The 19,009-nt window shown below is 50.9% G+C and carries 17 protein-coding genes and 1 riboswitch; of the genes, 5 read left to right on the forward strand and 12 right to left on the reverse strand.

All coding sequences use genetic code 11. The features are described from left to right. Positions 1-3: 3 nt before the first annotated feature. The 3 genes from KNO73_RS07905 to KNO73_RS07915 form a co-directional block, all read right to left on the reverse strand. Positions 4-1,365 (reverse strand): alanine/glycine:cation symporter family protein, encoded by a 1,362-nt coding sequence (locus tag KNO73_RS07905; RefSeq protein WP_031422696.1) that lies wholly within the window; start codon positions 1,363-1,365, stop codon positions 4-6. Positions 1,366-1,781: 416 nt separating this feature from the next. Beyond that, positions 1,782-2,219 carry a thioredoxin-dependent thiol peroxidase gene (gene bcp, locus KNO73_RS07910; protein WP_074036111.1) on the reverse strand — a complete coding sequence of 146 codons (438 nt, stop codon included), beginning with the start codon at positions 2,217-2,219 and terminating at the stop codon, positions 1,782-1,784. A gap of 13 nt (positions 2,220-2,232) precedes the next feature. Then, positions 2,233-3,036, reverse strand: coding sequence for a hypothetical protein (locus KNO73_RS07915; RefSeq protein WP_215112292.1), 804 nt, complete (start codon positions 3,034-3,036; stop codon positions 2,233-2,235). A gap of 171 nt (positions 3,037-3,207) precedes the next feature. On the opposite strand from KNO73_RS07915, the gene pruA reads away from it, so the two are divergent. Next, positions 3,208-4,752, forward strand: a complete 1,545-nt coding sequence (gene pruA / locus KNO73_RS07920; protein WP_159562777.1) for an L-glutamate gamma-semialdehyde dehydrogenase — start codon at positions 3,208-3,210, stop codon at positions 4,750-4,752. Between the two features lie 314 nt (positions 4,753-5,066). Here pruA and ribH read toward each other — a convergent pair whose 3' ends face one another. The 5 genes from ribH to KNO73_RS07950 all read right to left on the reverse strand — a co-directional run bounded on the left by ribH (position 5,067) and on the right by KNO73_RS07950 (position 9,605). Further along, complete coding sequence (ribH, locus tag KNO73_RS07930) at positions 5,067-5,531, reverse strand: 6,7-dimethyl-8-ribityllumazine synthase (protein ID WP_214757768.1); 465 nt, start codon at positions 5,529-5,531, stop codon at positions 5,067-5,069. Next, a complete protein-coding gene (gene ribB / locus KNO73_RS07935) occupies positions 5,528-6,712 on the reverse strand; it encodes a 3,4-dihydroxy-2-butanone-4-phosphate synthase (protein ID WP_215112294.1) in 1,185 nt (394 codons plus the stop codon). The genes ribH and ribB overlap by 4 nt, the downstream gene beginning before the upstream one ends. After that, positions 6,712-7,353 (reverse strand): riboflavin synthase, encoded by a 642-nt coding sequence (ribE, locus tag KNO73_RS07940; protein WP_214687305.1) that lies wholly within the window; start codon positions 7,351-7,353, stop codon positions 6,712-6,714. Before ribE ends, ribB begins: the two co-directional genes overlap by 1 nt. Further along, on the reverse strand, positions 7,353-8,417 hold the full coding sequence (ribD, locus tag KNO73_RS07945) for a bifunctional diaminohydroxyphosphoribosylaminopyrimidine deaminase/5-amino-6-(5-phosphoribosylamino)uracil reductase RibD (protein WP_215112295.1): 1,065 nt from the start codon (positions 8,415-8,417) through the stop codon (positions 7,353-7,355). The genes ribE and ribD overlap by 1 nt, the downstream gene beginning before the upstream one ends. 152 nt (positions 8,418-8,569) lie before the next feature. Beyond that, positions 8,570-8,712: riboswitch (FMN riboswitch) on the reverse strand. An 80-nt stretch (positions 8,713-8,792) separates the two neighbouring features. Next, positions 8,793-9,605, reverse strand: a complete 813-nt coding sequence (locus tag KNO73_RS07950; protein WP_074036102.1) for an undecaprenyl-diphosphate phosphatase — start codon at positions 9,603-9,605, stop codon at positions 8,793-8,795. A 452-nt stretch (positions 9,606-10,057) separates the two neighbouring features. Between KNO73_RS07950 and KNO73_RS07955 the strand changes: the two genes are divergently transcribed. Beyond that, a complete protein-coding gene (locus KNO73_RS07955) occupies positions 10,058-10,699 on the forward strand; it encodes a homing endonuclease associated repeat-containing protein (protein WP_074036101.1) in 642 nt (213 codons plus the stop codon). Positions 10,700-10,744: 45 nt separating this feature from the next. Here KNO73_RS07955 and KNO73_RS07960 read toward each other — a convergent pair whose 3' ends face one another. After that, a complete protein-coding gene (locus KNO73_RS07960) occupies positions 10,745-12,424 on the reverse strand; it encodes a sensor domain-containing diguanylate cyclase (RefSeq protein WP_215112296.1) in 1,680 nt (559 codons plus the stop codon). Between the two features lie 286 nt (positions 12,425-12,710). After that, positions 12,711-13,544, reverse strand: a complete 834-nt coding sequence (locus tag KNO73_RS07965) for a DegV family protein (RefSeq protein ID WP_215112297.1) — start codon at positions 13,542-13,544, stop codon at positions 12,711-12,713. A 161-nt stretch (positions 13,545-13,705) separates the two neighbouring features. Between KNO73_RS07965 and KNO73_RS07970 the strand changes: the two genes are divergently transcribed. From KNO73_RS07970 to KNO73_RS07980, 3 genes are all read left to right on the forward strand, one after another. Beyond that, on the forward strand, positions 13,706-14,404 hold the full coding sequence (locus KNO73_RS07970) for an ABC transporter ATP-binding protein (RefSeq protein ID WP_215112298.1): 699 nt from the start codon (positions 13,706-13,708) through the stop codon (positions 14,402-14,404). A 12-nt stretch (positions 14,405-14,416) separates the two neighbouring features. Further along, a complete protein-coding gene (locus tag KNO73_RS07975; RefSeq protein ID WP_215112299.1) occupies positions 14,417-16,738 on the forward strand; it encodes an ABC transporter permease in 2,322 nt (773 codons plus the stop codon). 84 nt (positions 16,739-16,822) lie between these two features. Beyond that, positions 16,823-17,548, forward strand: coding sequence for a hypothetical protein (locus KNO73_RS07980; protein ID WP_031422677.1), 726 nt, complete (start codon positions 16,823-16,825; stop codon positions 17,546-17,548). Positions 17,549-17,755: 207 nt separating this feature from the next. On the opposite strand, the gene KNO73_RS07985 is transcribed toward KNO73_RS07980, so the two are convergent. Next, a complete protein-coding gene (locus KNO73_RS07985; protein WP_214733876.1) occupies positions 17,756-18,082 on the reverse strand; it encodes a thioredoxin family protein in 327 nt (108 codons plus the stop codon). 20 nt (positions 18,083-18,102) lie between these two features. Continuing rightward, a complete protein-coding gene (locus KNO73_RS07990; protein ID WP_214733877.1) occupies positions 18,103-18,954 on the reverse strand; it encodes a DegV family protein in 852 nt (283 codons plus the stop codon). Positions 18,955-19,009: the final 55 nt, after the last annotated feature.

Consider the following 19,009-nt stretch of genomic DNA (forward strand, 5'->3'; position numbering starts at 1 on the left):
TCATCAAGCGGCAGAGGACTGCCCTTCTTTTTTCCGTTCGAGTTCGAATCGTTTCGTCTCCGCGACGACCACACCGGAGAGGAACAAGAGTCCAATCAAGTTCGGGATGGCCATGAGACCGTTGAACACATCCGAAATCGACCATATCAAATTCAAGTTCGTCGTCATCGCACCGAGCCCCGCGACTAAAATATAGAGGACACGATACGGGACGATCACTTTTTCACCGAGTAAATAGTACGCTGAACGTTCGCCGTAATAACACCAGCCGAGGACGGTCGAATAGGCGAAGAAGACGAGCGAGATCGTCACGATGATTTCACCAATCGGCCCTAAGAAGTAAGCGAACGAGGCTTGCGTCAAGGCAATCCCTTCAAGCCCTTCCGTATATTGACCGCCCATGACGATCGTGAGTCCCGTGATGGAACAGACGATGAGCGTGTCGATCAACACTTGTGTCATCGAGACGAGTGCTTGACGTCCCGGGAAATCGGTCTTCGCTGCCGCAGCCGCAATCGGTGCAGATCCAAGTCCTGCCTCGTTAGAGAACACACCGCGCGCGACCCCGTAGCGAATCGCGGCACCTAACGCGCCCCCACCGATGGCTTCGGCACTGAAGGTGCTCGAGAACATCGTCGACAAGGCACCTGGTACCAATTCGAGGTTCATGATGAGAATCACGAGCCCGCTTCCGACATATGCAAAAATCATGAACGGGACGAAGATTCCGACGACTTTTCCGATTGATTTGACACCACCTAAAATGACGAATGCCGTGACCGCCATCATGACGATCCCTGTCACAACCATTGGGACGTTGAACGAGTTGTTCAAGGCGAGACTGATCGAGTTCGTTTGGACCCCGTTCCCAATCCCAAAGGCTGCGACCGATGCAAAGACGGCGAACAAGACGCCGAGCCATTTTTTCTTCAAGCCGTGTTCTAAGTAGTACATCGGACCCCCGGCAATCTCACCGCGTTCATCGACGACACGATATTTGACCGCCAGGATGGCCTCCGCATATTTCGTCGCCATCCCGACGAAACCAGATAACCACATCCAAACAACGGCACCCGGTCCCCCGAGGACAATCGCCGTCGCGACACCGACCATGTTTCCGGTACCGACCGTGGCCGCCAATGCCGTCATAAGTGCTTGGAAATGCGAGATGTCCCCACGTTGCTTTTTCTTCGGTTGTTCTGGTTTTGGTATAAATGCCTCTTTCAGACCGACCCCAAGTCGCGTCACTTGGATAAATCCGAGACGGACGGTCAGGAAAATCCCTGTCCCGACGAGTAATATGAGTAAATGTGGCCCCCAGACGAGATTGGATAAACTCGTCAGCCAACTTTCAATTTGATTCACCGTGTTGCTCTCCTCCTACGTTCTTGATTTGAGCGCTCTCCCTATATTTTTCAGAACATTCACAAGCGAGTCAAGGTACACCGCCTAAAGAAAGCGTTTTCAAAACGTTATATTATTGTAATATTTTCCCTGAACCCTTGTATCTAAAAGAATCTTAAAATTTATTTCGAAATATGATTGTAATATATATTCAACTGCATGAGCCCGGATTTCATGATCAATACGAACCGTTAATCGATAGACTACATCTCAATCAGAAATGGAGTGGTTGCAACTGTATAAAGCACGCTCGAAACGGCTTGATAGCAACGACCAATTACGGGCAGGCGAGACTCTTAAGGGAACAAAAAAGACTGTAGACCCATGCGTTGTCTACAGTCTGAAACCGTTCATGACCTTTCCTTCAGTTTCTCGTTTTACGAACGAATGGCAGCCACGACTTCTTCGACGTGACCTTTCACTTTGACGTTGCGCCACTCTTGTTCGATATAGCCGTCCTCGTTGATCAAGAAAGTCGAACGGACGATGCCGTAATATTCTTTCCCGTAATTTTTCTTCAACTGCCAGACGCCGTAAAGCTCGGACACTTCATGTTCCTCGTCCACGAGTAAATCAAATGGGAGGTCATTCTTGGCGATAAAGTTTTGATGTTTCTTTTGACTGTCGGCCGATACCCCAAGGACGACCGCGCCTTCCATCTTCGGCAACGCATCGCGGAAATCGCATGCCTCGGTCGTGCAACCAGGTGTCGAATCTCGAGGATAGAAGTATAAGACGACTTTCTTACCGAGATAGTCCTTTAATGAAACCATCTCTCCGTTTTGGTTCGGTAATGAAAATGTTGGTGCGAGCATCTGCTGTTCCTCCTTAGCCAAACGATGGGTCGACAAGTTGTTCGTCATAGCCATCGATCGCTTCTTCTAATTTTGTCTTTAACGGGTCAAGCACTTCGATATACTCGACTGGATCTTCCGTTGCAGCCGCTTTTCGGAGCGTCTCCTCGTTATCGGTGAACCACGTCTCATACGCTTTGAAATAGTCGGTCATGATGGTTTGGTTCTCCTCGACCGTCAACGTTTCCGCCATGAGCAGGAAGACGTTATTGTCTGCCTCGAGCGCCATATAGTCCGTCTGTGCGTTGACTTGGTCATAGATCGGACCAGCCTCATCTTCCGGAATCTCAGCGAGACGGGCGTTCGCTTCGGCATTCACTCCGTACTCGTTCGCCTGGACACCGATGAGTAACTCTCCGACCTCGGCAATCACGTCTTTTGGTAAAGCGACCGGTGTGATGACGAGTGACCACTCATCCCCTTCCTTCACAGCGATTTTACTGAGTCGGTTCGGGAGCGGGTTCCCTTCTTCATCGATCATCTCATGGACAAGGAACGCCACGTCTTCCTCTTCGTTGACCCAGCTCTTATAAATCTCACCAGGAGACAATTGACGGGTGACGGCACCAGTCGCCGGAATCTCGGTCAACCGGCCAGCATAATCAATTGATGCGAGTGCCTCGGCGTCTCCAGACTCGAGTGCCGTCTGATAGTCTGCGTACACGTCCGTGACAGCGTCCGGCAATGCGCGGTCTGTCTCTTCTACCACCGTCTCTTCCTCGTTTCCACATGCCCCGAGCATGAAGACGAGGAGTAGCGGAATGAACCATTTTTTCATGTTGTTCGTCCTTTCTAAAGCCGTGTTCTCCCCCATCCTATCACGTCTCGATTTCTTGCTCCAATGCCATGTGTTTCTGGAAAATTGTTTCACTAGGATTTCTACGATAATTTCGATACAATACAGACGTAAGCGCTTTAACGCTCAACATCACTTTAAGGGGGAACGAGAATGATTCCATACAAACATGAACCATTCACAGACTTTACACAAAAAGAGAATGCCGAAGCAATCCAAGCGGCAATCGAGAAAGTGAACGGTGAGCTCGGGAAAGACTATCCGCTCGTAATTGGTGGGGAAAAGGTTACGACGGAAGGTAAAATCACGTCTTACAACCCGGCTAACAAAGAAGAAGTGATCGGTCGCGTGTCAAAAGCGAACCAAGAGCTCGCAGAACGTGCGATGCAAGAAGCACTCACAGCATTTGACTCATGGCGCCATGTCGACCCGGCTGTCCGCGCCGACGTCTTGTTCAAAGCAGCGAACATCGTCCGCAAGCGTAAGCACGAGTTCTCGGCTTACCTCGTCAAAGAAGCGGGTAAACCGTGGAACGAGGCAGATGCGGATACAGCGGAAGCAATCGACTTCATGGAATATTATGCACGTCAAATGCTCGAACTCAAACCAGGCAAGAAAGTGGAGAGCCGCCCAGGCGAATACAACCGGTATGACTACATCCCACTCGGGGTCGGGATCGTCATCAGCCCATGGAACTTCCCATTCGCAATCATGGCCGGTACAGCAGTTGCGGCCATCGTCGCCGGTAACACAATTCTCTTAAAACCAGCTTCGACGACGCCAATCGTCGCTGCGAAATTCGTCGAAGTGATGGAAGAGGCAGGTCTTCCAAAAGGCGTGCTCAACTTCATCCCGGGACCGGGTGCAGAAGTCGGGGACTATCTCGTCGATCATCCGAAAACACGCTTCATCAGCTTCACAGGATCGCGTGATGTAGGACTCCGCATCAACGAACGTGCGTCTAAATTGAACGAAGGTCAAATTTGGCTCAAACGCGTGATCGCGGAGATGGGTGGAAAAGATACGATCGTCGTCGACGAATCAGCCGACCTCGAGCTCGCTGCACAATCGATCGTGAAATCGGCATTCGGTTTCTCTGGTCAGAAATGTTCGGCTTGTTCACGTGCCGTCATCGTCGACAGCGTGTATGATACGGTACTCGACCGTGTCGTCGAACTCACGAACGAACTCTCTGTCGGAAACACAGAGAAGAACGAACACTTCATGGGACCAGTCATCGACGCATCGGCCTTCAAGAAGATCACATCGTACTTCGATGTCGCAAAAGAAGAAGGACGCATCGTCGCAGGTGGGAAAGCAGACGATTCAACAGGCTACTTCATCGAGCCGACTGTCGTCGCAGACGTCGACCCGAAAGCACGCCTCATGCAAGAAGAGATTTTCGGACCAATCGTCGCCTTCACGAAAGCGAAAGACTTCAAAGAAGCAATCGATATCGCGAACAACACAGAGTACGGCTTGACAGGGGCGGTCCTCACACGTGACCGTATGAATCAAGAATACGCTCGCCAAAACTTCCACGTTGGGAACCTTTACTTCAACCGTGGTTGCACAGGCGCAATCGTCGGCTATCAGCCGTTCGGTGGATTCAACATGTCAGGTACGGATTCAAAAGCAGGTGGCCCGGATTACATCCAACTCCACATGCAAGCGAAAACAACATCTGAAACGTTCTAATCAAAAAGGAGACGCTCCCCCGAGGGGACGTCTCCTTTTTAGTGTGCTTTAAATGTCTGCTCGAACATGGTGACGATTCGAGCCGTAAGCGGGATGTCCTCTCCTTTTCAGTCCTTGGTTGTACCCCGTTCCGTCCCAACGTTCGTGATGATACAGTGTGATGGGATAGGCCATTTGAATGAAGTAATTCTGAGGGACTGTGTTTGTAAATCCTTCAACATTTCGCCGTCGACACGCACATGGTCGCGCATGAACACCCATTCCTGGTCGGACAGATCCATTTGAAAAACCGGGTGGTCGCCACCCGGTTTTGATTAGACTTGCTTTAACAGATTGGCCATCTCGATGGCAGAAGTCGCCGCTTCCCACCCTTTGTTGCCTGCTTTTGTTCCTGCACGCTCAATCGCCTGTTCAATCGTCTCCGTCGTCAACACACCAAAGATGACAGGGACTTCGGATTGATAGCTCGCCTGGGCGATCCCTTTTGCCGCTTCGTTACAGACGTAATCAAAATGCGGGGTCGCACCACGAATGACGGCTCCGAGCGTGATGACCGCGTCGTATTGTTTGCTCATCGCCATTTTTTTCGCGACGAGCGGAAGCTCAAATGCTCCTGGGACGAAAGCGAGCGACACATCCTCTCCCTTCACTCCATGACGTTTCAAGGCATCCTTCGCCCCGTCAAGCAGACGCATCGTGATCAAGTCGTTGAACCGTCCGACGACGATTCCAATCTTTAAGCCTTCTCCAACTAAGTTTCCTTCAAATGTATAGGTCATGTCCATGTTCCTCCAATATGATTCATTTTGAGTTGTTTCGTCAGGCGATACGATTCGTTCGCTTCATGCGCACCGACATGAATCGGAACGCGTTCGACGACTGTGATGCCACATGATTCCAAGGCATCGACTTTATCGGGGTTGTTCGTCATGAGCCGGACACGGGTGACGCCAAGATCACGAAGCATCGCCGCGCTCACCCGATAGTCCCGAAGGTCCGGATGAAACCCTAGTGCCACGTTCGCCTCGACCGTATCCAATCCATTCTCTTGAAGAGCGTACGCCTTCAGTTTGTTCAACAGTCCGATGCCTCGCCCTTCTTGACGCATATAGAGCACGATGCCCGATTCCTGCTCGATTCGTGCCATCGCCGTGTCCAGTTGCGGACCGCAATCACATCGGAACGAACCGAAGACGTCACCGGTCAGACATTCGGAGTGAATGCGAACGAGCGGGACCTCCTCAAGTGTCTCCGTCACGAGCGCCACATGCTCTTCACGGTCCATTCGATTCTCATACCCTATCATGCGAAACGTTCCTTTTGAGGAAGGTAGGGACACGTCCGCAACACGTGTGACGAGGTTCTCCTCCATATATCGGACTAACGCTTCGATAGTGATGAATGCCAACCCGTGGCGTTCAGCGACTTGTACCAAATCAGGTACGCGTGCCATCTCCCCGTCCTCTCGAATGATTTCACAGATGACCGCGACCGGCTCACTTCCTGCGAGTCGCGCCAGGTCGACAGACGCTTCGGTATGACCTCGGCGAACGGAGACGCCTCCCTTTTTCGCAATGAGCGGGAACAGATGTCCCGGACGTTGAAAATCGGATGGACGGGACGATGGGTTCGCTAACTCACGAACGGTGTGAGACCGTTCACTCGCCGAGATGCCAGTAGTCGAATCGATATGGTCGACACTGACCGTGAAGGCGGTACCGTGTGGGTCTGTACTGTTCGTCACCATCGGCGCGAGGTCGAGACGAACCGCCACTTCTTCTGCGATGGCGCTACAGACGAGCCCTTTCCCTTCCGTGATTAAAAAGTTCATCGTTTCCGGTGTCACCTTGTCACCGAGTACGACAAAGTCCCCTTCATTCTCACGGTCCTCGTCATCCACGACGATGATGGGACGCCCTCGTCTCAGTTCCTCAATCGCTCGTTCAATCGAATCAAACATTACCATCCCGCCTTTCCATATCCTTGTTCTGCCAAGGACTCGAGCGTCATCTTCGACTGCCCGACGACCTTTTCCATATATTTTGCCAACAGATCACATTCTAAATTGACTACATCACCCGTCTGTTTCATCCCAAGCACGGTCTCGCTGTATGTGTGTGGAATCAAGGACAAGGTAAACCCACGCTCTGACACGTCAAACACGGTCAAACTCGTCCCATCTACACATATCGAACCTTTCGGGACTATGTAGGAAAGGAGCGCACGATCACATTGGATGTCGATATAGACGGCATTCGCGAGCGGTCGTTTCTTCGTGATGCGCCCGACCCCGTCGACATGTCCGGATACGAAATGTCCACCAAAACGTCCGTTCGCCGGCATCGCCCGTTCGAGATTGACTTGTGTTCCCGGCTTGACCCCATCTAGGCTCGACGCCTTCAACGTTTCTGGCATGACATCGACAGAGAACGTCGCGTCATCGAACGTCGTCACCGTGAGGCAGATCCCATTCACGGCAATGCTGTCCCCGAGCTTCACATCGTCAAGCACTTTCACAGCGGACAAGACGAGTCGTAAAGATGGTCCGTTACGCTTGACCGCTTTGACCGCTCCGATTTCTTCTACGATTCCCGTGAACATCAGAGCGCCCCCTTTCGAAGGACGACTTTCAGGTCGGGTCCAATCGTTTCGACCTGATGAATCGTAAAACGGGATATCCCATCGATCGTCCCTTCCTGCTGTGAGCGATAGACGCCATGCTTCCCACCGAACACCCGTGGTGATTGATAGGCGACCCATTCATCCACGTAGCCTCCGTCAAGAAGTGAGGTGACAAGCGTCGGTCCGGCCTCGATCAACACACGCCCAATCCCATTTGCGTATAGCGTCTCAAGAACCGTGCCGAGTGACGTATAATCGAATAATTCGATACCGACGGATTGAGCTCGTTCACGTCGTTCTGCCTCATCTGACGAAGTGAAGAGGAGCACCGGAACGTCTTCGGCGGTACGTGCTAACGTACTAGCGAGCGGTAACCTCAGGTCACGGTCGAGCACGACTCGTTTCGGCTGTCGCGTCACGCGGTCCAATCGAACCGTAAGCGATGGGTCATCCGCGAGTACCGTTCCAATCCCGGTCAAAATCGCGTCGACCGTGGCACGAAGTTCATGCACATCACGACGGGCTTCCGAACTCGTCACCCATTGACTCTCCCCCGTCTCTAAGGCAACTTTCCCATCGAGGCTCGTTGCCGTCTTCAAGATGACGTATGGTCGTTTCGTCTCAAGCGACCGCAAAAATGCCGGATTCAAGGCACGCGCCTCTTCCTCAAGCAGACCCACATCGACTTCGACACCGGCCGCTTGCAGGCGCACGATCCCATTGCCTGCGACGAGTGGATTCGGATCTTTCATGGCGACGACGACACGTTTGATGCCCGATTCTACAATCAAATCGGCGCACGGTGGTGTCTTACCGTGATGCGAGCACGGTTCGAGCGTGACATATAAAGTCGCCCCGGATGCAGCCGCACCGGCCATTCGAATCGCATGCACTTCAGCATGTGGTTCGTCCGCCTTAAGGTGGGCACCCATTCCGACGATACGTCCGTCTTTCACGAGAACGGCACCGACGAGTGGATTGACACCGGTCTGTCCATCGGCTGATTTCGCCAATTGAATGGCCTGTTCCATGTACTGTTTCATCGTTCTCCCTCCTTTTTCCGTACAAACAAAAGACCCTAAGGAGCAGTCCTTAGGGTCTTGGTGGGAGGGTTTCGTCAAATTTTGGCAAGCCAAATAAACGTTTTCTATACAGAAAAGCGTACGACGAAGCACAGGTCACGTGGACCTGTTTTTTGTTCCTTCTCCCATCCAGACTATACTGTCGGCTCTAGAGTCTCACTAGATCCACCGTTCGCACACGTGCGCCCGGGTCACGGACTTAGGGCATAGGCCCATCACCGCCGGTTGGGAATTTCACCCGACCCCGAAGGAATATTTGTTTGTACAGGTTTACTGTATCGCAATTGTTTTTATTTCGCAAAACAAAAAACGCTACTCGTGAGAGTAGCGCCTCGATTATGCGAGAAAGAGGACGACGAGAAGCCCGACAATCCAGCAGTAATATGAAAAATACTTCAATTCGCCTTTTGCCATGATGTGCTGGAACCACTTCAATGAAATGGCCGTCAACACGTATGATGCGATAAATGCCAAAAGGAGCGGACCGAACAAGTCACGCGTGTCTGGGTTTGTGAACAACGTCGGACCATCCAAAATCATCGTGCCGAGACTGATTGGAATGAACAGGAAGAACGAGAATCGAAGCGCCGACTCCTGTTTGATTCCGAGGAGCATCGCCATGACGATAGTCGCCCCGGAACGGCTGATCCCAGGAATGAGCGCCACGGCCTGAGCAAGTCCGATCAATACGGCGTCACGTAGCGTAATGCCACCGTCGCCCTTGTTTCCTCGCATATTCCGGATGAACCAGAGGGCGAGTCCCGTAATGATGAGTGTATAGCCGACTGTCGCCACGCCACCGAGCACCTCGGCGATCCAGTCACCAAACAGGACACCGAGCACACCAGCCGGAACGGTCGCGACAAGTAACAGCCCGATGAACTTCACGTCGACCATCGTCTCATCCGACCGGTCTTTCTTAAATAAAAACGTCCACAAACTCATGATAAGACGAACGACGTCTTGACGATAGATTGTTAAAACCGCAAGAAGCGATGCAAAGTTTACGAAAACTTCAAATGACAATCCCGGCAAGTCAATGTTAAATAGTTCTTGGAAGATGACAAGATGTCCGCTCGATGAAATCGGGATGGGCTCTGTGAACCCTTGAATCAATCCAAGTAACGTATAAAATAACCAAACTGTCATAGTGATGATCCTCTTTTCTGTTTTTCACTCAATGCGGCTATTTTAGCAGAATCGGTCTTTCATTGACCAGCCATTAAAATTTTTTTGCCGTAATTTCAATATTTGATTGATTAGTCTGAAAATTAAATTTATTATAGAAGGGTACTCATCTGGAGCGAAGGCGATGACCCCAACTCTCCAGCTGGGTACTTTTTTATAAAAATATTACAAATTTGGGTGATTAAAACTTTATGTTTACATTTCTCTCGAAATTCGATTTAATTTGTAATAGAACTGTTACCATTTTTTGAAATTATCAACTGCGACTTTAGTCCTATCCAATTCCTAGGAATTGTTTAAAATTTTTCAAAATCACGTTAATAAATCCGAAAAACAATCCGATAGTATGATTGTAGGAGCATTTTTTTATCTTTCTCGGTTCAGATTTGAGTCCACGGAAGGAGGAACCATCATTGAATCAAACGCTATCCACTAAATCCCATCACTTGTCTACCGAACAGCAAAGGATGATCCATTGCATTCGTCTTCTCGGGGACTTGTTGAAGGAACGTCCACGCCGTTCTGTCTATCGCCGCTTCGCAATGGAACAGAATTGGCCGTCTCCTGAGTCGATCATTCGTCAGTTCGGGTCATGGGCTGAGGCACTTGCCATCGCAGGCTATGAATGGCATGGAGAGTCAACCGTCGAATTGCCAGACAAAATGCCGAAGTATACACGCGAGGACATCATCGAGACGCTCGCCATTTATTCGCGAGACATGGGCTCGATCATCACCTTGAAGAAGTATCAGCAATGGCGAAAGCTCCATCCGAAGGCACCGAGCCATTACCATATCGTCAAAACGTTCGGTTCGTGGCATGATGCCTGTGCCGAGGCAGGACTTGAGGCGAGTGTGACCTATTCGAAAACAGAACTCTCGAACGCTCTTCGTGAAGCCATTCAAGAAATGGGCTTCTCGCTCTCATTTGAAGCGTACCGTGAATGGGCAAAACGCAACAACAAACCTTCGACGAAAGCAATCTTGCATCGCTATGGCTCCTGGTCAGCCGCCGTTCATGCGGTTGAATCTGAACTTTATAATACGAACTCATAATCATTTCATACGAAAGGAGGATCCACCATTTTGGGGATCCTCCTTTCATCTGACTTCAGTCGATAGATCATGATAGTGGGCGACACGATCTCGCCCGTTGAATTTTGCCCCGACATACATGGCCCGGTCCGCATGTCGCAAGACCGTATCGAGGTCTTCATATTCATAAATCGTTTCAATCCCGATACTCGCTGTCACCGTGATACGCGTCCCTTCCGTTCCAAAATCATGGCGCTTCAAGGCGTCTCGTATCTTTTCACCGATCAGATGGGCGGCCGCCTCATCCATTCTCGGGAAGACGAACACGAACTCCTCCCCTCCATAGCGCGTCACCAAGTCCGTCGCTCGAACATTGCGAGTAAAGAGTTGACCTGCTTCAATCAACACCTCGTCCCCGAACGCATGTCCGTACGTGTCGTTGATCGACTTGAAGTGGTCCAAATCGATCAAGAAGACAGAGAGTGGATAGGACGCCACATCGTTCAAACGTTCTTTCGTCCAACGGCGTAGCGCTCGCTGATTATGCAATCCCGTCAACGGATCCGTCAAGCTCTCATGTTGCAAACGGTTGCGTTCGTCGATGCGCTCGATGGACCACGATAACGTCTTGAGAAGACGGTTCACTTCAACCGCAATCGGGGTCTCGTATGCCCCGTTTGCTGTCGTCGATACCATGCAGCTGACCGCAGTTTCCGCTCCCCAAACGGGTTGAATGACGAGCGCCGAATGATGTAGTTCTTGTTGCTGTTGCTGCAATTCGGGATGCCATTCATGAAGCGAGTCATAGACGAAACATGGCTCATCCTCATCTTGATAGCGTTCAATCGTGAAGGCATCTGGCACACTCGGGATGACGCGACCGGTCATATCATAAAACGTCCGCTCCCCGTTTCGGTTGACCTGCAACCATCCACGTTCCACTTCGACGATATCACGTAGACCGTTCCAAAACTTCTCAATCAACAGTTGCTCGCTGTCCACTCGGTACAGCTGTTCTTTCAAGCGTTCGACTTGGTCGACTCTCGATTTGGTTTCTTCCGTCTCCGTCGCTTTCGACATCGTCATCTTTAGGACAGATAGTACGAAGAACGTGACGATGAGCCCGACATAACCGAAGATGAGATACGACTCGATGGCAATCATCGCGAACAGTAGTTCGAGTGATACGACAAGCCAGTCAAAGCGAATCAGTCGCCACATAATCGGGAACGGGATCCGTTCTCCAACCATGAAGTAGGATAAAGCAAAACTCATCGTCAGGACGAGGAACAAGGTCCCTAAAAACGCCAACATGGCCACGCCTTGTTGCATCAAATGAACGGGCTCTCCGATTCGTCCACCGAGCGCGATATAGGCGAGCCCTGGCAACAAGACGAGTAGACATTCAATCACCGTGTTGAGCGGATAGAAATGAAGGAACCGTCGACGCCCGACGCGACGATTGAAGGCTCGCGCCTGAAACGTGAAGAGGAGCAGTTGCCCCATCAACAGGGCGGGTGCGAGCCCATATAAGAAGAATGTGATAAAGACAAACATCTCATGAAACGTGAAGTGAAGATGCCTGCGCTTTAAGGGATTCATGACGAACAGTGCCCCAAGCGTATAGATGAACCAAAACAACGGCCAGTCGAACGCCTCAAGGTTTTGGAAAGTCAAATACGTCACTCCCGTGAAGACGAGTGTCCACGCGAGCCAGCTCCGAACTAGGTACTTCCGAAATCGCATCGTCTTCTCCCCTTTTCTCGTTCATTTTTTCTAGTATGACCCGTATTGCAAAAACATTCCAGCAATTGTTTGAAAGTTGAGACAATGAAATATTGAAAGAATTCCCAATTCAATGTTTCGTTATGCTAAATGTCGGCAACGACTTGTATAAAGGGGGCTCACCATGGACTTTTCGCTATTTCTGATCATGTTTTTGTTCATCTACTCAATCACCATCACACTTCTTTATCTACGGAAACAAAAAAACACGTAAAAGGGCGGCCCCTCGCAGAAGGACCGCCCTGAATCATGATTTTGCTTTCAGATAAGAAATGCCGATTGACCCTGAGCCCGTATGCGCCCCGAGAAGTGGTGCGAGTGTATCGACCCGAATCGGAATCGTGTCACCGAGTCTTTGTTTCCACTCTTCGGCAAGTTCAGGGACATTACCATGGAAAATCGAGACGTCCTGACATTCGCCTGACTCGATTGCCGCACGAAGAACTTCGAATAAATGAGCTTGCGCTTTTTTATACGTCCGAACGATTTGATACGGGACAATCAATCCTTCCTCAAATCGGAGTACCGGTTTCAACTGAAGCATGTTCCCGATGAGCGCTTTCGATTTAGAGATTCGTCCGCCCTTTTGCATCTGCGTCAAGTTTTGAAGCGTCAACTCGATGCGGACGTCCTCAACGCGCGCCTTCATGTAGGCTTCCACGTCTTCAAGCGCATCGCCTCGTTCGACCCGTTCAATCAATTCCTCGAACATGAGTCCCATCGTATAGATGCCTGCCCGTGAATCGAAGGCGAGCAACTTGAACTCCGCAATCTCAGCCCCTTGAACGGACGCCGAATACGTTCCACTCAAATCCGACGATAAATGAATCGCGATGCCCATATCGTACTCTTCTTTCAATTTTTCATAGAGTGTGACGAAATCCCCGATCGCGGGCTGACTCGTCGAGACACGCTCTCCCGCGTCTATCCATTCATAAACCGTTTTCGCGTCGACCTCGATTCCATCTTTATACGGCTGGTCCCCTTTGACGACATAGAGTGGGACGATGTGGATGTCAGGATGTTGCGCTAATGCATCTGGAAGGACAATCGTGCTGTCCGTGATGTAAGCAATCTTCATAAAGAGTTCTCCCTTAAAAAAAGTTTTTAGTACCTGGTTATATTATTTTATCACAGGTGAAGCGGTTTCACTATTTTTTCAAAACATCCTGTGTGCAGCTCGTCCATTCATTTCTAGAAAAGGGTATACCATCTATAACGAATAAAGGAGGCGTGTGTGGCATGATCGAACTACGGGACGTCAGCAAAATCTATAAGACAGGTGACGTGGAAACGGCCGCCTTGAAAGACATCGACCTCACCATCCGGGATGGCGCGTTCGTCGTGATTCTCGGTCCGAGCGGGAGCGGGAAGAGTACACTGCTCAACGTCATCAGCGGACTCGACACGGTCACCTCGGGAAAAATCACGTTCGGCGACACCGTGCTGACCGACCTGTCCCCCGAACAGATGACGTCATTTCGACGCGACCATCTCGGCTTCATCTTTCAACAGTACAACCTTCTCCAAAACTTGACCGTCTATGAGAACGTCCAAATCGGATCCGACTTGACGAAAGATCCGTTGACGATTGATGAATTGCTCGAACAAGTAGGGCTCACATCGGCACGTGACAAATACCCCTATCAACTATCGGGTGGCGAGCAGCAACGAGTCTCCGTTGCCCGTAGCCTCGCCAAAAATCCGGCCATCGTCTTTTGTGACGAACCGACGGGATCGCTCGACGAAGAAAATTCGAAAAAAGTACTCGAACTATTGGAACGATTGAACGAGACGTATCAAAAAACGGTCGTCGTCATCACACACAATAATGGAATCAGTGAGATGGCGGACGATGTCATCAAGATGAACTCTGGTCGGATTGTGGAAGTGATCCATCATGAGACCCGGGTCGCGGCACGTGACATCCATTGGGGATAAGGGGATGGCGACATGCTGTATAAAAACGTCTGGAAGACATTGAGTCGGAAGTGGATGCAACTCCTCGCCATCGCCATCATCATCGTCATGAGTTCACTCACGTACACGATGATGTTCTATGGCATCAGCGGGATTGAGGTCCCGACCGAAGAGTATCTGGAAGAATCGAACCAAGAAGACTTTGCGATTGACATGCTCAATCGGGTGACGGAAGAAGAGTTACGCGACCCCGCTGTCGCCACGCTTGCGGAAACAGGAGCGTTCACATTGGCTGACATCAAACAAGCCGATGCGGAAGTCTTCAATCGTCTGATCGCATCGCGAATCGCCGCCGTCGAACAGGAGATGCCGGATGCCACGATTGAACTCCGTGATTTGAAAGCTATCACCTACACGTTCGATGACACCGAGCATCGGGGATTGATCGTCAAAGAATCAGACACGATTAACCGCTCCTACCTCGAGGCCGGTGATCGACCGAGCGCGAATGATGAAATCGCCCTCAATAAAAAATATGCAGAGGAGAACGGCATCGACATCGGAGACACAATCGACATCGGCAAACCGTTCACGGTGAGTGGATTTGTCCTCTTTCCTGACTACACGCTCCCACTCTTCGATGATAACTTCTTCAACTTGGACCCTGGTTCACAGACCCTCCTCTTGATGACGGATGAATCGTTCGAAACATTCGTCGGGCAAGAGTCGTTCCGGCTGTCCGGGGTGACCGATCAACCGATTAAGACCGACCTAGAGCTCCCGTTCGTCGTCTCGGTCATGGAAACGGAGAACATCATTCGAAGCGGCGCCATCTACAGCGAGATTTCATCCGGCAAGGCGATGGCGCTCGGACTCAGTCTCTTTATCGTCTCCATCGCTGTCATCATCGTCGCCATCCTGATCTCGAATATGCTCGAGGCGGAACGAGGACAAATCGGACTATTGAAGGCGATTGGCTACGATCGTCGTCAAATCGCCTCGCCTTACTTGGTGCTCATCTTGATCTTCGCATTCTTTATGCTCATCATCGGTTATTTCCTGGGACTCTATTTCGCGAACCCGTTGAAAGAACTCTATCTCGACTTCTATCTCTTACCGTCCATCACCATCGCCCAAAGTCCACTCGTGTTCGTGACAGCCGTGTTCGCCCCGCTCCTCTTCTTTGCGCTCGTCGCGGGAGCCGTCATCTATAAAATTATGGGAGAGAGCGCCCTCGCCCTCTTGTCGCCACGGGACAACGTCTCATTGAATCGACTCAGCCGATTCGTCAGTCGACTGTTGAAACGGGCGAGTGGCAAGACGAAGTTCAAATATTTGTATGCCGTCAAGAGCACGGGGAGTTTCCTCATCTTCTTTCTCGGGATCCTCTTCTCGACGATTCTCATCGTTTTCGCCCTCATGATGAACGGGGCCGTCGACCGTATGACCGTCGGTGGATTGAACGAAGCGGTGTATGAATACGAGGCGTATACAGACGGGGCACCCGTTTTAGAAGAAGGACAAGAACCGTTCCTCACCTATCCGTTCGCCTTTGTCGAAGATAAGCTGATCACCTTGAAGGGGCTCGACTTCGACAACACCTTGTTCCCCCTCCGAAACGAAGATGGGGATGCGTTGACACTCGAACCTGACGGCCTTGTCGTCTCTTCCTCACTCGCCCTGAAGCTCGGGCTCGACGTCGGTGAAGACATCGATGTCGCACTCGACGGGGACACGTTGACCTATCCCATCATCGGGATTGCCGATGAATTCTCCGGGGATTTCGCCTACTTGCCTCGGGCGACGTTAAGTGAACTACTCACGGACGGTTCGACGGATGACCTGTTCAACGGCATCTACGCGACGGAACGCCCGAACGAATCGGACTATCCGACCATCCTGTCACGTCAAGGGTTGATCGATCAGTCCGAATCGATCAATCAATATATGAATTTCATGATGAACGTCTTGATTGGCGGGGCGTCCCTCATCGCTTTCAGCATCCTGTTCGTCTTGACGGCGCTGACGGTCGAGAAGAACTATTACGTCATCTCCTTGTTGAAAGTGATGGGTTATCAAAAACAGGAAGTTCGCTCGATGATTCTGAACAGTTATTTCATCTATGCGCTCATCTCTGCCCTCTTGAGCATCCCGATCGCCTTGTTGACGCTGCGGATCTTCATCGTCGTCTTTGCAGAAGATTATGGGCTCGTCCTCCCGCTTGAATTCGAATGGATCTATATCGTCTATACGCTCGGCGCTGTCGTTCTCCTCTTCTTCATGAGTACGTTCGTCAGTCGACGGAAGATCGATCAAATCCCACTTCAGGAAGTATTGAAGACGTATCAAGAATAATTCATGCCAAAATAGGGCATAATAAAAGATAGACCAGGTCTCTCCTGAGGAGGGACCTAACTTTTGCAGAAAAGGATGATATACATGAATCGTACACAAGTTATGCTCGCCATTCCCGGAAACTGGTCTTCCGCAGAAGGTGTCAGCGAACAAATCAGTTTACATAGCGAAGGCTACACGATGGCCGGTCTGTTGTTGCTCGAAGATGAGACAGGCAAGGCGTTCACCGTTGAAGTCGTGGAACGTGACCCAGCCCTCGCCGAGGCGATGATTCACGCGAGTTCTGGCGGATTCACCCCGAAAGTGGCGAAAGGAATCGCCCGTCACACGCATGTCGTCTACTTGATTGTCGACGTCAACGATTTGACAGACGTCGCCGCGGCGCGTCGTGCCGCCAACGCCGTCTTGAACGCAGGTGGACTCGGGGTCATGGTCGAATCGGCAGGTGTCGCTTACTCGAAAGACGAGTGGCAAGAGTCAAAAGAAGAAGATCTCGCACTCGACTACTCGCTCCTCACGGCCATCACAGAAGAAGAGAACGCCTATATGTCATGGGGAATGAAAGCGTTCGGTCATGCGGACGTGGCCGTACCGATGACCCTCGACATTGAAGATGCCATCCACGTGATCCATTCGTTCAACTTCCACCTCATCTCCGGTGGCGCGATGTTCGGCGACGGCGACCATTTCGCCTTCGAGGACGGGCGTGCCTTCACGGTCGAGATGGGAGAAGACGAGCGGACGACCATCGACAACTTATTGCATAACCCGTTCGGTTTGATTTACCTCGTCCCACAAGCAGCAGAATAAGAAAGAGGCTGGACATAACCCAGTAGATTCATAAGAAAGAGGCCTCCGTGAGCGAACAAGTCGCTCACGGAGGCCTCTTGTCATTTTTATGGTTTCGCGCACGCGTTTCGGACTAAAAAGAGGGGTCCTGCCACCGAGAATCGGTGACCGGTCCCCTGTTTTTATCACAAATCTTTAAAATCGGCCAGTTATGTCCCAGCCTTCTGTTCATGCTCGTCTCATTTCTTGCATGCGTTCGAGTTGATGCGTCAGTTCGCCGATTGGCACGAATCGTGCCCGGCGAAGCATTTCTTTCCCGTTGATGAAAAAGAGGACGACCGGAACGGTGAAGATGGAGAAGGCGCCTGCGACTTCCGGCACCTCGTCCGAATCCACCGCGACCGCCTCGATTTCAGGGAACTCTTTGAGCATCTCTTCGATTTGAGGTTTCAGCGCATGACAGACACTGCATCCCGGATGTGACACGTAGACGAGCAGCTGTTCCGTGCTCGCAATCCGTTCATTCAATCCAGTCAAGGTTGTCATTGCTTCCATCTTACATTCCTCCTACTTGATTAAGCGTTGAGCCACAAGACACCAACCGTCTCGAATCCGGCATGTACCGCAATCGAAGGACAGAATCGAGTCCGTACGACTTCGAGACCTGGCAGTTTCGACTCGATGAGTGCGACGAGGTCATCTTGCATGTTCGGTGCAAGTGCCGTCTGAACGAACACCCGATTGTCCTTCACACCGTTTTCCGCGTGACGACGTTCGAGTTCACCGACCATCTCCGCATAAGCCTTCTTCAGTGAACGGGCCTTTTTGAACGGGATGACTTTCCCCGTCTCATCAACGGTGATGATCGGCTTGATGTTCAAGATGTTCGCAAGGAACATCTCACCGGAAGAAACGCGACCGCCACGGCGCATCGTCTCCATGTTTCCGATGATCATGAAGAAGTTCTTCTTATCGCGCCATGCTTCGATAAGGGCGACGATTTCCTCCACTGACTTGCCTTCAGCTTCAGCGGCCTTTCCGATTCGGACGAGTTCTTGCTGCGCCTCGAGTGCGGCATGCGAGTCGATGGTATACACGGTAAAGTCAGCCGCTTCTGCCGCTGCTTTCGAGTTTTTTGCCGTACTGCTCAATCCGTTCGAGCAATGGACGGCGATGGCACAATCATATCCCTCTTCTTTCAAGCGTTCGTAGCGGGCGATGAAGTCTCCGAAGATCGGTTGTGACGTCTTCGCTTGTTTCTTTTGGTCAATCATATACCGATGTAAGTCTTCAAGCGAGAGTTTCGTTTCACTATAGCCGTTCCCGTCCACAATCAATTGAATCGGAACGATATCGACACCGAGACGGGCTGCCTCTTCTTGAGAGAAGTTAGCCATACTGTCGGTAATCCATGCGATTTTTGTCATAACTAAAAAGCCTCCAATAGTCGTTCATTTTTGTCCAATCACATTATACCTTATT

Origin of the sequence: Exiguobacterium sp. s83, assembly GCF_018617095.1 — a bacterium.
GTDB lineage: Bacteria > Bacillota > Bacilli > Exiguobacteriales > Exiguobacteriaceae > Exiguobacterium > Exiguobacterium profundum.

Coding starts and splice junctions, on each gene's coding strand:
- bcp (WP_074036111.1), bottom strand. CDS start 2,219: ATGCTCGCACCAACATTTTCATTACCGAACCAAAACGGAGAGATGGTT.
- KNO73_RS07915 (WP_215112292.1), bottom strand. CDS start 3,036: ATGAAAAAATGGTTCATTCCGCTACTCCTCGTCTTCATGCTCGGGGCA.
- pruA (WP_159562777.1), top strand. CDS start 3,208: ATGATTCCATACAAACATGAACCATTCACAGACTTTACACAAAAAGAG.
- ribH (WP_214757768.1), bottom strand. CDS start 5,531: ATGACCTATACATTTGAAGGAAACTTAGTTGGAGAAGGCTTAAAGATT.
- ribB (WP_215112294.1), bottom strand. CDS start 6,712: ATGTTTGATTCGATTGAACGAGCGATTGAGGAACTGAGACGAGGGCGT.
- ribE (WP_214687305.1), bottom strand. CDS start 7,353: ATGTTCACGGGAATCGTAGAAGAAATCGGAGCGGTCAAAGCGGTCAAG.
- ribD (WP_215112295.1), bottom strand. CDS start 8,417: ATGAAACAGTACATGGAACAGGCCATTCAATTGGCGAAATCAGCCGAT.
- KNO73_RS07950 (WP_074036102.1), bottom strand. CDS start 9,605: ATGACAGTTTGGTTATTTTATACGTTACTTGGATTGATTCAAGGGTTC.
- KNO73_RS07960 (WP_215112296.1), bottom strand. CDS start 12,424: ATGCGATTTCGGAAGTACCTAGTTCGGAGCTGGCTCGCGTGGACACTC.
- KNO73_RS07965 (WP_215112297.1), bottom strand. CDS start 13,544: ATGAAGATTGCTTACATCACGGACAGCACGATTGTCCTTCCAGATGCA.
- KNO73_RS07970 (WP_215112298.1), top strand. CDS start 13,706: ATGATCGAACTACGGGACGTCAGCAAAATCTATAAGACAGGTGACGTG.
- KNO73_RS07975 (WP_215112299.1), top strand. CDS start 14,417: ATGCTGTATAAAAACGTCTGGAAGACATTGAGTCGGAAGTGGATGCAA.
- KNO73_RS07980 (WP_031422677.1), top strand. CDS start 16,823: ATGAATCGTACACAAGTTATGCTCGCCATTCCCGGAAACTGGTCTTCC.
- KNO73_RS07985 (WP_214733876.1), bottom strand. CDS start 18,082: ATGGAAGCAATGACAACCTTGACTGGATTGAATGAACGGATTGCGAGC.
- KNO73_RS07990 (WP_214733877.1), bottom strand. CDS start 18,954: ATGACAAAAATCGCATGGATTACCGACAGTATGGCTAACTTCTCTCAA.